Raw genomic sequence first — 13,765 nt, forward strand, 5'->3', positions numbered from 1 at the left:
TTATATTCTTAAAACAAAAGTTATGCTTTTGAGATTTGGCTAAATTTTCATTTATTTAAAACAAGTTCCTAGTCCAACAAATAGTAATAATAAGTAAATATGAAGTTCATAAGAATATTTTTGATATTCCAAGTAGTCCTTTTATGCTATACAATTAATCTGAATGCTCAAACGCTAGACAAAATTACATCAGAAAAATCAACAATCGCTCCTAGATTACCGTATTTAACCTATCAAAAAGAGAATTTATTTCCAGGTAATGGGAGTTTGTTACGGGCAGAAGACGGAGTTGCTTTGGAAGATGGACGTGTAATCGTAGTTGACCAAGCTAAAGGGCTTCGGTTAATAGAGAAAGATGGTTCTAATCGCCCTTTTGGCAATTTCTCTGATGCAGGCTTTAGTCTTGATTCACCTGAAAACACTACAGCGCCAAATGGAATAAATTTAGAACCCGATGGGAAACATCTTTTAATGTGTGATGTGGCAAGTGGGAAAATTTATCGAACAAATATAACCTCTGAAAAGGTAGAATTAATTTACGATCATCCGTACGGAGTAAATTCTATTTATCGTGACAAAACAGGAGCAATATGGTTTACACAATCTATGAAAAATACAACTTTGGAAGAACTGTGGGACCCAATAAAAAACTTGTTACCAAATGGAGCTGTTTATAGAATGGCAGACTTAAATAGTATTCCAATTAAAATTGCAGAGGGTCTTGTTTGCGCTAATGGAATTATAATGGATAAGGCCGAAAAACAACTTTTTGTTGCAGAAACGGGAAGACACAAAGTGCATGCGTTTGACGTTGATTCCAGTAGCGGAAAAACGAAATACTCAGGAGTTGTTGCTAGCGTTCAATACCCTGACAACATTCTTATTGACAATGAAGGAAGGTTAATTGTCGCCTTAGTTTTAAATTATCAGGTCGTAGCAGTCGATTTAGAAAATCATTCTCAACACAACATTTTTGATGGTTCTACGAAAGAAAATCTAGAAGTTTCATCAGATTACAAGAGTCTACTTCCGGGATTTCTTACAGGGATGTTTTTTTCTGTAGATGGTAAAACGTTATACATCTCAAACTTAGGCAATGACCTTTTGAAATATGACTTTAAATAACAACCAATTTCAATTGTTCATCGAGATGATTAGAAACAAATAATTAGGAAGTATTTTTCAAAATATCTGTGCATTTTTTGTCAAACCTAATTTATTAATAGTTATTGTAAAGACCTAAAAAAAGTAAACACAACATTGCTTTACAGCAGCAATAATAAATGATATTAAAAATAAAAAAGACATGAATATTTTAAAACCAATAAAACTTGTAGTAGCTACGATTCCAATCCTCATTTTTAGTACTATGGCATTTAGTCAAAAATTAGAACCAAAAGAAAGAATAACAGAACCAGACCATACAATTACTTCTGATATAATGGGAAAAGAGTATCAATTGTACATTTCTTTTCCTAAAAATTATTCGACAAAAGACAGTATTTCTTATCCAGTATTATATGTTTTGGATGGTGAATTTTTCTATCCCATAATCAGAGGAACAAGGGCACTATTGGATGTGGAAAAGGAGACAATAGGCGTTATAATTGTGGGTATTAGCGCTTCAAATTTTTATATTGGTAGACATTATGATTATACGACATCTTTCGATATTGCTGAAAATGAAAAAATGGAAAAAGAATATGGTGAACCCAAAGGAACCTATAAATCTGGAGGAGCAGATAAATTTCTTGAATGCCTTAAAACCGAAATAATCCCATTCGTAGATAAGAATTACAAAACTAATTCTGATAGAGGTATTGCAGGGAGCTCCTTGGGAGGCTTGTTTACCGCTTATTGTTTGGTGAATTCAGATGGGTATTTTACTCGTTTTGGCCTTGGTAGCCCGTCGCTTATTTGGTGAAATGAGGGATTTTTAAACCAAGCCGTTACTCAATTCACTAAAAACAAGACTTGGGATTTACCACAAACTAAAGTTTATATTTCTGTCGGAGACAATGAATCAAATGTGAATCAAATGCCACCGATGATAAAGTTCAGCAAGTATCTAGAGCACAGTAATTACTCTAATATTAAATTGAAATGGCAAATTTTTCACGAAGAAACACATTTATCTGTGTGGCCCGCTCACATAAGTAAGACTATATCTTTTTTGTATGGTAAAAAATAGTGAATGATTAACTAAAATTTAAAACCCCTCGGAATTCAAAAAAAATTCCAAGAACTATCAAATTAATAAATACCAACAACAAATAACCCACTAAAAGAGCATCCTAAACAGAAGCTCTTTTTTAATATTTTAATGTTATCAAGGTATTTATCTAACCGAGTCCCTTGTTTGAAACTCTGTTTGTAGAAGATTTTATTTGTCTTCATATCATAATACACCTCACAGTAAAAGTCATTGATTACATACAGGTTAATCGCTATATTATCTTTGATATGCGTATCTATGTGAACACCCAAAGACCAAACTGTATTGTATTGCGCAGCATCTGTAAGTCTTAAAAATTCATACAGTTTCAGTTCATTAATACTTCAAATATAATAAACTTATTTTATTCTAAAAATCACTAATAGTGGGTATTGTTACGTTAATTTTTTTGAATTAATATTGCAAGAAAATTAGTTAATAAGGAGAAAATGAAGTCAGAAAGTATTAATAGTCAAAATTCCATAAACCCTACTTCCAAAAATAATGAAGAGCGCTATAGAATTATCGAAAAAGGAAGTTTTATAATTTTAGCAGTATTTATAATTTCGTTTTTATATTCACTTGGGATTTTACCTAGATATTGTCATACTAAAGGTTTTAAATCTATTACTTCATCACTAATCGTTAGTTCAGTTTTTACGTGTATAGTAGGTTTCTTAATCGGCAAATATCTTACTCATCAATCAAAGACCTAACTACAAAGGGAACTTAACAAATAATTGAACTCAAACTTTTTCAATTAAAATTGACTCAGTACGCGCGTAGAATTATTAATAATTTTAAATAAATAGTTGCCTATCGGTTACACGTACAACGTTCGTAATTAATAAAACCTGTACAGTACGCGCGTAAGGTAATAATAAAAGTTTGGTGCTATTTGTTAAGGGGGAGTCGACAAACAGTACGCCAGAAGAATTATTAATGATTTTTTTTGATTATTTGACTATCTGTTACGAGTGTATAGAATCAATTAATTGATTTATATTGATTATATCCCTATCTGACGCGAGTGTAAAAATTAATTTTAGTCTAAAGTAGACCACAGTAGACAAATCAGATAGCAATATTTAATTAATTAATCTTTTTTAATTATCTAACTATCTGTTAAACCACTGAAAACATTAATATTAATTACTTTTTTAATGTTTGATTAATCAGTTTTTTTCAAATCTATTCTAAAATAGAACGAATTAGAATAGAATCAATAAATTTATTTATTCAGCTAACTGATTTATACTGAAAAAAGAGAGGTTTTCAATAATACTGACTAAATGCTGACTAAGTTAATTTAACAAAAAACGCAACCTCTTATAAACAAAGAGATTGCATTTCAAAAAGTGGCCGCGACAGGGTTCGAACCTGCAACCCTCAGAGTCGAAATCTGATATTCTATCCAGTTGAACTACGCAGCCTAAAGATTGCTGATTTTGGATTAACGATTATTGATTTTAGATTTAAAACCTTTGAACCTATTTATCCAAATTCAGCAATCAATATATTTTATTTTAAACCAATAGCTTTTTAACTATTGAAGAAATCGTTTTTCCTTCGGCTGTTCCGCCCAGTTGCGCTGCCGCTAAGCCCATCACTTTACCCATGGAGGCTATACCACTTGCTCCAGTTTCAGCAATGATTTTTGCAATCACAGCTTCTACTTCTGCTTCGCTTAATTGAGCAGGCAGGAATTTTTCAATAACTGCGATTTGCGCCAATTCCGGTTCTGCTAAATCCATACGGTTTTGCTCCGTAAAAATTTTAGCACTGTCTTTACGAGTTTTTACCAATTTTTGAAGCAATTTAATTTCGTCTGCCGCGGAGATTTCCTCTTTTGAACCTGAAGCTGTCTGAGCTAAAAGAATTTCAGCTTTAATCGCTCTTAACGACTCTAAAGCTACTGTATCTTTAGCTCTCATAGCCGCTTTAATCTCGTCCATGATCTGTATTGATAAACTCATTTTTGTTTCTATTTGATTAAGCAATGCTGCTTAGTTTAATTATTAGTGCTTTGTGAAAAGGATTCTTTTTTGCTCCTGATGGTAGTAAAAAGCCTTTTATGAGAAATTGTATTTTTTCTTGAACTTAAAAAGCGACCGAAGGAAGCTCTTTTAAGGACTTTAAAAAAGCATTTTCGAGAAAAGGCTTGAAACGACAGCTGCATTTAGGCCCAAAAAATAAAATCCTCGCATTACTTGCGCGAAGATAAAACAAATAACCCGAAAATTAAATTCAATTTTCGGGTTATATCATTTTGGTCTGTATTACTTAATCTACATTGTCATGCAAAAAAGAGTTGTTAGAACGCAACTGTAAATCATTGTTACTATCTGTCCCAACGGAGATTCTCGAATTTGTATTATTTGACTGTGCATTTGATATGTCTATTCCTAATCTTTTATAGGCAGGCTCTCTTTCGTACTCATCAATTTTAGAAACATTATTATGAAACTTGTAATTGAATTCTTTTAGTTTCTTTCTTCTCTCATCAGCTCTAAGCTTCAAAGTTTCTTCAATTGTCATTTCCATGGGAGAGATTTCCTCGAATCTTGAAGGAGCATCTGTTGCTGTATCAACTTGTTTCATCGTGATGTTTAGCTCGGCAGGAACAACCTCTTGAGCTACTTTTGCAACTGGTTTAGAACTTCTGAAATCATCGTCCACCTCCATATACTCTTCAAGAGAATATTTGATAATACCTTTGTCGACCACTTCAGTCACGGGAACAAATTCAACGGGTTGGTTCACCTTGATATCACGTGCCTCGTTAGTCAATTCAGCAAATACTTTATTCTCTTCCACTTTTTGTGTAGGTTCTGGTTTGCGTATCGGCAAATCAAAAGAAAAAGAAGTTTGTTCTTGTCTCTCTGTCGCTTTAGGCTGTTGTACTTCTTTTACTTCTGCAGCTTTTGGAGAAGTAAAGGTGAAATCAACATCCTTAACAGGAGAAACGATTTCGAAAGAAACGTCTAAGTTCTTAATAAACTCCGACATCGCCATCAACTCTTCGTTTCCTGCAACAGGAACTACAGCTTCTGCAGTCACATTGTCTTCCACTAAATCAAAAACGACTCTTTCTTCAGAATCAGCAACCGCTTTCTCTGCATTCAAATCGAATGCCTGCACTGTGTTTTGCGATAGATTGTGAACACTTCTTTGCTCATCTTCTAACGTATGAATTATTTTTTTTGGCTCTGTATTTACAATTCCATTTTGTTGTTCAATATCAAATCCCGTTGCAATAATAGTTACTGCAATGGCATCACCCAATGTTTCGTCTTCACCAACACCCATAATAATATTGGCATTGTGACCCGCTTCATTTTGAATATGGTCATTAATTTCCCCTATTTCATCTAAAGTGATTTCATTAGAACCTGAAACGATGAGCAACAATACGTTTTTAGCACCAGTGATTTTATTATCATTTAGTAAAGGAGAATCTAAAGCAGACACTATTGCTTCTTTAGCTCTGTTTTCACCTTCAGCGACAGCTGATCCCATTATCGCAGTTCCGCTATTAGACAAAACTGTCTTAGCATCTCTTAAATCGATATTTTGAGTATAGTGATGTGTTATTACTTCTGCAATTCCTCTGGACGCAGTAGCCAAAACTTCATCTGCTTTTGAAAACCCAGCTTTGAAACCAAGATTTCCGTAAACTTCTCTTAATTTATTGTTATTGATAACAATTAAAGAATCTACCTGTTTGCGTAGTTTTTCGATTCCTATTTTAGCTTGCTCTTGACGAACTTTACCCTCAAATAAGAAAGGAAGTGTTACAATACCCACAGTAAGAATTTCTCTTTCTTTTGCCAGCTGTGCTATTACTGGCGCAGCACCTGTACCGGTACCCCCACCCATTCCTGCAGTGATGAAAACCATCTTAGTATTGCGATCCAACATCTTTTCGATTTCGGCAATACTTTCTATAGCAGATTGTTGTCCTACATCTGGATTTGCTCCAGCTCCTAGTCCCTCTGTTAAGTTCACACCAAGCTGAATTTTATTAGGAACTGAACTGCTTTGTAATGCCTGAGAATCAGTATTACAAACAATAAAATCCACTCCTTTAATTCCTTGTTTAAACATGTGGTTTATAGCGTTACTTCCGCCTCCGCCTACACCAATTACTTTGATTACATTTGATTGGTTTTTTGGTAAATCAAATGAAATACTTCCAAATTCTGAGTTGCTCATCATTTTATTTGGTTTTTGATATTAATTATTAATTGTTGTATTTTATATTTTCTTTTTCGACTGAAGCCCTATTCTGCGTTATCTAAAAAATCTTTAATCTTGTCAACATAACGATCAAAAAATGTTTTTTTTATCTTGTCTCCAGTAGATTCTTCCTTATTCGCTTTACTCCTTGTATCCACTTCTTGCTCCTCTTCCTCTCTTCGATCATAACTCTCCACAACAGGAGCGCGATATACAGCTGCTTTTGGCTGAGCTATTTCATCAATTCTAACCGCACTTTGTTTTTGATTCTCGATACCGTTCATTACTAAACCTACCGCTGTAGCATATAATGGGCTAGAGAATTCTTCATCAGAATCACCAGCTAAATGCTCGTTTGGATATCCAATTCTAGTATCCATTCCTGTGATATACTCCACTAACTGTTTAATATGTTTTAACTGTGCACCACCACCTGTAAGCACAATTCCTGCAATTAATTTCTTGCGAGGATCTTCATGTCCGTACGCTTTGATTTCCGTAAAAACCTGCTCTACGATTTCAACCACCCTTGCATGAATTATTTTTGACAAGTTTTTCAAAGAAATTTCTTTTGGCTCTCTTCCTCTCAATCCTGGAATAGAAACAATTTCGTTATCTCTGTTTTCACCAGGCCAAGCTGAACCAAATTTCACTTTTAATAATTCCGCTTGTTTTTCGATGATTGAACAGCCTTCTTTTATATCATCAGAAATAACGTTACCTCCAAAAGGAATTACTGCCGTGTGACGTATGATTCCGTCTTTAAAAATAGCTAAATCTGTTGTTCCTCCACCGATATCTATCAAGGCAACTCCAGCTTCTTTTTCCTCTTGACTCAATACCGCGTCAGAGGATGCTAATGGTTCCAATGTCAATCCTGACAATTCAATTCCTGAACTTTGGATACATCGTCCTACGTTACGTATGGATGATGCTTGCCCCACAACAACGTGAAAACTTGATTCTAGTCTTCCGCCATACATTCCTATAGGCTCTTTAATTTCAGATTGACCGTCAATTTTAAATTCTTGAGGTAAAACATGAATAATTTCTTCCCCTGGTAACATGGCCAGTTTGTTCACTTGATCGATCAATAGTTGAATGTCATCTCCTCCTATTACTTCTTGAGGATTACTTCTACTGATGTAGTCCGTATGCTGGATACTGCGTATGTGTTGACCTGCAATTCCTACTACAACATCCTTTATTTTATAACCTGAATTATTCTCGGCTTCTTGAATTGCTTGTTGAATCGATTGTATGGTTTGAGTAATGTTATTAACCACTCCCCTGGCAACACCTAAACTTTTAGATTTACCAACTCCCAAAATCTCCAACTTGCCATATTCATTTTTCTTGCCTATCATGGCCACAATTTTTGTTGTCCCAATATCTAGACCCACTGCAACATTCTCTTTTTCCATTATCTATTTATTTAGTGCAAACTACTTGTTTTGTAAATCTGAGGTCTATTTTTTTATATTTATATAACGAACTGTCTAAAACTGCTTTTTGAAAGAATGCCTTATAATCTTTGAATTTTTGCTCCATATCTGCGATATTTCCAAAATCAATTTGATAATCATAATTCCTATTGAGCATTCTTAACCTTCCATTGGGCATAATCTCAACAGCAATTATGTTTTTTTTCAAAAAATCATCGTCATAAATTACACGAAATAACCGGGCATATTCTTCGCTATTTTTTCTATTAATCTTCCCCGAAACAAGCGGAACTCTCGGTGTAAAATTATTTGACAATGGCATTATACCTCCCTCGTAATCAACATAAAAAGAGCCATCCCCGTCCAAAACCCGCGCCACCGGTGTCTTTTGTTTTACCACTGCTTTTAGAACACCGTCAATACTCACAAATACATCTGATTTCTCAATCATCTCATTTGAATTCAGTCTCCTCTCTAGCTTACTCAAATCTAGCTTATCTTTTCCAATGGTTGATGCATTCTCTTTATTTTCTATTAACAATTTATTAACCGTTTCTCTTTTCACAAAAAGAGCATTATCTCCAATAAAAACAACGACAGATTTAGTAATTTTTCTGTTTTCATTCCGATTTGAAGTAAATGAATAAAGGAAAATTACAACCCCCATCATGAGAACTAATCTCGTATTTGTCCAGTTAAATATTTTCATTTAGCGCTTTTTTTATCGACCCTACTAATTCTCCAATATCTCCTGCTCCTATCGTCACGATTATATGAGCATCACTTTCCAAAACAGCTCCTATCACATTCTCTTTTGATACTAACTTCTTATTTTTATTATCTACTTTACCCAATAACCATTCTGATGTTATTCCTTCCATCGGTAATTCTCGCGCAGGATAAATATCCATCAATAAAAGCTCATCAAATTGAGATAGACTCTTGGCAAAATCATCAGCAAAATCTTTTGTTCTACTGAACAAATGGGGTTGAAACAACGCGAGAACTTTTTTAGAAGGATATAATTCCCTTACCGCCTGGTATACTGCATTAATTTCAGTTGGATGATGTGCATAATCATCTATATACACTAAATCTTCCGTTTTAATCTGATAAGAAAATCGTCTTCTTATCCCTTTGAATGAAGCTAAGGCTATTGCAATGGCATCGGTTGGGGTGCCGAAATTTATTGCCATTGCGATAGCCATTAAAGCATTCATCAAATTATGTTTTCCGGGTAACCCAAAACGGAGATCTTTCAAAATTCCATTTGGCGTTTTTACATCAAAAATATAACTCCCGTTATCGATTCTAACATTTACCGCACTGTAAACAGCATCCTCATTTACCGCCACGGTAACTCCTTCTAACGGAAGCTCCTTAGTTATAAATAGTCTGCTTTTATCTTCTACTTTATTTGCAAATTCCACAAATGACTCTTCAATCGCATCACTGGTCCCATAAATATCTAAATGGTCTGCATCCATTGATGTAACGCAAGCAATATTTGGGTGTAAATGCAAAAAAGAACGGTCAAATTCATCGGCCTCAACTACGGTAACTGTTTTCCCGTCACCTATTAAATTCGAATTGTAATTTTCTACTATACCGCCTATAAAGGCAGTTACGTCTGCCCCACTTTCATACAAAATATGACCTAAAATACTGGATGTTGTTGTTTTTCCGTGCGTTCCTGCAACCGCAAAACAGAACGTATCTCTAGTTATTATTCCTAAGACTTCAGCTCTTTTCTTAATATTATATTCACGCTCTTTAAAATAGTTCCATTCTGAATGTGTAATAGGAACAGCAGGCGTAATAATAACCAAAGTATTTTCGACAAAATAATCTTTGGGAACCAAATCAATACTATCTTCAAAGTGAATTGCAATACCACTATCTATCAACTCCTTTGTCAAAGCAGTAGGAGTTTTATCATAACCAGCAACTTCTTTACCGATATTTTTGAAATACCGAGCCAAAGCACTCATACCGATACCACCGATACCGATGAAATAGACGTTATGTATTTGGTTTAAGTTCATATCGATTAATTCTGTATTTATTTGTTTCTAATTAATTTCACAATTTCGTCAACAATTTGTTTTGTCGCCAAAGGCATTGCTAAGTGTTTGATATTTTCACTTAATTGATTTTGCTTTCCTTTATCTTTTAATAAGGCTTCAAAAACCAAGCTAAACTCTGTTTCAAGTTCGGATTCTTTCAACAAAAGCGCCCCTTTTTTATCAACAATAGCTTTTGCGTTTTTAGTTTGATGATCTTCAGCTACATTGGGCGAAGGGATAAAAATAACCGGTTTCCCTACAATAGATAATTCCGACACTGATGACGCTCCAGCTCTTGAGATAATAATATCCGCAGCGGCATACACAAAATCCATTCTTTCGATAAAAGCGACAACCTGAACACTATTAGAATTGTACTTTTTATAATCGTCATAATATAATTTCCCGCATTGCCATATTACCTGAACATTTTGGTTTTGAATGTTTTCCAATTCTTTCTCAATCAACTGATTTACTCTTCTTGCTCCAAGACTTCCGCCAAGAACCAATAGTGTTTTTTTAGTGGCATCTAAATTAAAATACTCAATTGCAGCTACTCTTTTACTTTCAATATCAATTAAATCCTGACGCACCGGATTCCCTGTTAAAATCATTTTTTCTTTTGGAAAAAACCGCTCCAAATTTTCATACGCCACGCAGATTACATCTGCTTTTTTACTCAATAATTTGTTGGTAATCCCAGGATAGGAATTCTGTTCTTGAATTACGGTAGGAATACCCATCATGCTGGCCATTTTCAATAACGGTCCACTGGCAAAACCACCGGTGCCGATAACCACATCTGCATTAAACTCTTTTATTATTTTTTTTGCTTTCCATAAACTATTCGCCAACTTAAGTGGAAACATCAAATTTTGTAAACTTATTTTCCTTTGTAAACCAGCAATCCACAAACCCCTAATTTGAAAACCGGCTTGCGGTATTTTTTGCATTTCCATTTTATCCTTGGCACCCACAAAAAGAAATTCAGCATCAGGAAAGCGAATTTTTAATTCATAAGCGATAGCAATAGCCGGATAGATATGTCCACCTGTACCTCCACCACTTAATATGAATTTATATTGCCCCATCTTGTTGAATTTTGTTAGTTTTAAAATTAAGTTATCCCTTAAAAATATTATTTATTCAAAACTGCGTTCATCGGATTTGCCGCTTTATCTACAATTGAATAATCTTCTTCGACTTCCTTTTCTGCATCTAATTCAGCGTCAATTAGTTTTTGAAGTGCTTCCTCACGTTTAGCAGCGGTCTTAAGCTCTTCTTCAATTTCTTCATCTTTTTTAGTCACACTGATAATAATCCCCAGAGCAAAACAAGTCATCCAAATCGAACTCCCCCCACTACTAATCAGGGGCAATGTTTGACCTGTGACTGGCAATAACTCTACTGCTACGGCCATATTAACCATCGCTTGAAATATCATCGGAAAACCGAGCCCAACGACGACTAACTTTCCAAAGAGCGTATTGGCCTTGTGCGAAGCAATTACGAATCGAAACAACAGTAACAAATATAAAATAAGAACGCCAAAGCCACCTATAAGACCGTATTCTTCAACGATAATAGCATAAATGAAATCAGACGAGGATTGCGGCAAAAAATTCTTCTGAACACTTTTCCCGGGACCCAGTCCATAAATTTTACCAGATGCAATAGCAATTTTAGCTTTCTCAATTTGGTAATCATCTTCATCCGGCTTATCCGTGCTGAAATTTTCGATTCTCTTTTCCCAAGTTGTTACTCTACTGAAAAATCGAGAATCAGGAAAAGCTTTAGCAACAAGAACAAAAAAAGCAAGAAATAGAATTCCGGAACCTACAATCGCTCCAATATATTTTAATGGGTACTTTCCAATAAACACTAACATGAGTATCATTGCAAAAATTAATGCAGTAGTGGAAAAATTGGCCGGTAAAATTAGAATCAGAGTAATAAACACAGGCAACCAAAGCTCCCAAAGAGAGGATTTAAAAGTCATTGCCACTTCTCTGGTTTTGGACAAGTATCGGGCCACAAATATGAATAACACTACAGAAGCCAATGTCGACGTTTGGAATGACATACCTATGAATGGAACCTGAATCCACCTACTGGCATTTGCGCCAGCAATGACAGTTCCTTTGACCAGTGTATACAATAACAAGATCCAAACAACTGGCAATGCTACCTTAGATATTGCTCTAAAATAATGATATGGAACTCTATGTACACCATAGATAATGAGAAACCCGATACAGATATGGACCAAATGTTTCACCAAATAGCTCAAAGTATTTCCCGTTCCATGTCCTAAATAAGCCAAATTACTACTGGCACTAAAAACAGGCATAAATGAAAACAAGGCTAATAAAGCCACGAATGACCATATTACTTTATCTCCTTTTAAATTGCTTATTAGTTGTTTCATCTGTATTATTTAATTTTAAAAAAAGCTCTTGGCTCCCGCTTATAGGTTGTGAACCGCTTGTTTAAATTGATTTCCTCTATCCTCATAGTTTTCAAACAAATCAAAGCTAGCGCATGCAGGTGATAATAAAACGGCGTCCCCTTTCTCCGTTAATCGTTGTGCCATTCTAACGGCATCATTCATATTCGAAACTTCTACCATAATATCAACCACATTACCGAAAGCATCAATTATTTTTTTATTGTCAACTCCAAGACAAACGATAGCTTTCACTTTTTCACGTACTAATGACATCAATTCATTGTAGTCATTCCCTTTATCTACACCTCCAATAATCCATACCGTTGGCATATTCATACTGTCAAGTGCAAAAAAAGTAGCGTTTACGTTAGTGGCTTTTGAATCATTGATATATTGTACATTTTGAATTTTCAACACATTCTCAAGACGGTGCTCCACTCCTTGAAAATTAGATAAACTTTCACGAATTGTTGCTTTACGTATTTGCATCAATTTTGCCACAGAGGTTGCTGCCATTGCATTTTTCATATTATGTTTTCCTTCTAATGCAATAGATTCTGTTTCCATTAAAAATTCATCTTGATTGATAATTACTTCCATTTTGTTATTTTGTATAAATGCTCCTTCGTTGAACGTTTTTGTCAATGAAAAAGGGATTAATTTAGCTTTCGTTTTATTGTTTTTTAGCCATTCTGTAATGGCTTCGTCATCTGCGTCATATATGAGGTAATCATCCTCGGTTTGATTCATTGTGATCCTAAACTTTGAATTGATATAATTTTGATAATTATATTCATAACGATCCAAATGATCAGGACTTATATTAGTAATAATGGCAATATGCGGTTTGTAATCGACGATTCCGTCCAACTGAAAACTACTCAATTCAAGTATGTAAGAATCGTATTTGTCTTCAACAACTTGCCAGGCAAAACTCTTTCCAATGTTCCCGCCCAATCCTATATTCAATCCCGCCGATTTAAGCAAGTGATAGATCAACATGGTTGTGGTCGTCTTTCCGTTGCTTCCTGTCACACCTATTGTAAGTGCTTTTGTGAAAGGAGCAGCAAATTCTATTTCCGAAATCACAGGAATTCCTTTTTCAACCAGTTTTTTAACAATAGGAGATTTATCTGGAATCCCAGGACTTTTCATGACTACATCTGCATTTACAATTAAACCCTCTGTATGTCTTTCCTCTTCCCAATCAATACCGTTATCTATAAGAACATCCTTGTAATTGTTTTTTATTTTTCCAAAATCAGACACAAAAACATCATATCCTTTTTTCTTCCCCAAAATGGCAGTACCTACTCCACTTTCTCCTCCTCCTAAAACTACTAGTCTCATA

General features: G+C 34.7%; 10 protein-coding genes and 1 tRNA gene. 2 read left to right on the forward strand and 9 right to left on the reverse strand.

The features are described from left to right. The first annotated feature begins 99 nt into the window (after positions 1–99). Positions 100–1,125 carry an SMP-30/gluconolactonase/LRE family protein gene (locus tag CXF59_RS09885; protein WP_101137634.1) on the forward strand — a complete coding sequence of 342 codons (1,026 nt, stop codon included), beginning with the start codon at positions 100–102 and terminating at the stop codon, positions 1,123–1,125. 181 nt (positions 1,126–1,306) lie between these two features. Further along, positions 1,307–1,924: an alpha/beta hydrolase gene (locus CXF59_RS09890; RefSeq protein WP_101137635.1), complete on the forward strand. Its 618-nt coding sequence runs from the start codon at positions 1,307–1,309 to the stop codon at positions 1,922–1,924. Positions 1,925–3,574: 1,650 nt separating this feature from the next. Here the strand turns inward: CXF59_RS09890 and CXF59_RS09895 are convergent. From CXF59_RS09895 to murD, 9 genes are all read right to left on the reverse strand, one after another. Then, positions 3,575–3,648, reverse strand: a tRNA-Arg gene (locus CXF59_RS09895). Positions 3,649–3,741: 93 nt separating this feature from the next. Then, positions 3,742–4,191 (reverse strand): GatB/YqeY domain-containing protein, encoded by a 450-nt coding sequence (locus tag CXF59_RS09900; RefSeq protein WP_101138515.1) that lies wholly within the window; start codon positions 4,189–4,191, stop codon positions 3,742–3,744. Between the two features lie 307 nt (positions 4,192–4,498). Further along, positions 4,499–6,433: a cell division protein FtsZ gene (gene ftsZ / locus CXF59_RS09905; RefSeq protein WP_101137636.1), complete on the reverse strand. Its 1,935-nt coding sequence runs from the start codon at positions 6,431–6,433 to the stop codon at positions 4,499–4,501. A 65-nt stretch (positions 6,434–6,498) separates the two neighbouring features. Continuing rightward, on the reverse strand, positions 6,499–7,878 hold the full coding sequence (gene ftsA / locus CXF59_RS09910; RefSeq protein WP_101137637.1) for a cell division protein FtsA: 1,380 nt from the start codon (positions 7,876–7,878) through the stop codon (positions 6,499–6,501). 7 nt (positions 7,879–7,885) lie between these two features. After that, positions 7,886–8,608: a cell division protein FtsQ/DivIB gene (locus CXF59_RS09915; RefSeq protein WP_101137638.1), complete on the reverse strand. Its 723-nt coding sequence runs from the start codon at positions 8,606–8,608 to the stop codon at positions 7,886–7,888. Further along, positions 8,595–9,944 carry a UDP-N-acetylmuramate--L-alanine ligase gene (murC, locus tag CXF59_RS09920; RefSeq protein ID WP_101137639.1) on the reverse strand — a complete coding sequence of 450 codons (1,350 nt, stop codon included), beginning with the start codon at positions 9,942–9,944 and terminating at the stop codon, positions 8,595–8,597. The genes CXF59_RS09915 and murC overlap by 14 nt, the downstream gene beginning before the upstream one ends. A 17-nt stretch (positions 9,945–9,961) precedes the next feature. Then, positions 9,962–11,056 carry an undecaprenyldiphospho-muramoylpentapeptide beta-N-acetylglucosaminyltransferase gene (gene murG / locus CXF59_RS09925; protein WP_101137640.1) on the reverse strand — a complete coding sequence of 365 codons (1,095 nt, stop codon included), beginning with the start codon at positions 11,054–11,056 and terminating at the stop codon, positions 9,962–9,964. Between the two features lie 47 nt (positions 11,057–11,103). Next, the gene (locus tag CXF59_RS09930; protein ID WP_101137641.1) at positions 11,104–12,393 is read right to left on the reverse strand and encodes an FtsW/RodA/SpoVE family cell cycle protein; all 1,290 of its coding nucleotides are present in this window, start codon (positions 12,391–12,393) and stop codon (positions 11,104–11,106) included. Between the two features lie 39 nt (positions 12,394–12,432). Further along, positions 12,433–13,764 (reverse strand): UDP-N-acetylmuramoyl-L-alanine--D-glutamate ligase, encoded by a 1,332-nt coding sequence (gene murD, locus CXF59_RS09935; RefSeq protein WP_101137642.1) that lies wholly within the window; start codon positions 13,762–13,764, stop codon positions 12,433–12,435. Position 13,765 lies beyond the last annotated feature (1 nt).

Source organism: Flavobacterium sp. ALD4, assembly GCF_002836475.1.
Taxonomy (GTDB): Bacteria; Bacteroidota; Bacteroidia; order Flavobacteriales; family Flavobacteriaceae; genus Flavobacterium.

Excerpts from the sequence above, each read along its gene's own strand:
- CXF59_RS09885 (WP_101137634.1), top strand. The coding sequence starts at position 100 with ATGAAGTTCATAAGAATATTTTTGATATTCCAAGTAGTCCTTTTATGC.
- CXF59_RS09890 (WP_101137635.1), top strand. The coding sequence starts at position 1,307 with ATGAATATTTTAAAACCAATAAAACTTGTAGTAGCTACGATTCCAATC.
- CXF59_RS09900 (WP_101138515.1), bottom strand. The coding sequence starts at position 4,191 with ATGAGTTTATCAATACAGATCATGGACGAGATTAAAGCGGCTATGAGA.
- ftsZ (WP_101137636.1), bottom strand. The coding sequence starts at position 6,433 with ATGATGAGCAACTCAGAATTTGGAAGTATTTCATTTGATTTACCAAAA.
- ftsA (WP_101137637.1), bottom strand. The coding sequence starts at position 7,878 with ATGGAAAAAGAGAATGTTGCAGTGGGTCTAGATATTGGGACAACAAAA.
- CXF59_RS09915 (WP_101137638.1), bottom strand. The coding sequence starts at position 8,608 with ATGAAAATATTTAACTGGACAAATACGAGATTAGTTCTCATGATGGGG.
- murC (WP_101137639.1), bottom strand. The coding sequence starts at position 9,944 with ATGAACTTAAACCAAATACATAACGTCTATTTCATCGGTATCGGTGGT.
- murG (WP_101137640.1), bottom strand. The coding sequence starts at position 11,056 with ATGGGGCAATATAAATTCATATTAAGTGGTGGAGGTACAGGTGGACAT.
- CXF59_RS09930 (WP_101137641.1), bottom strand. The coding sequence starts at position 12,393 with ATGAAACAACTAATAAGCAATTTAAAAGGAGATAAAGTAATATGGTCA.
- murD (WP_101137642.1), bottom strand. The coding sequence starts at position 13,764 with ATGAGACTAGTAGTTTTAGGAGGAGGAGAAAGTGGAGTAGGTACTGCC.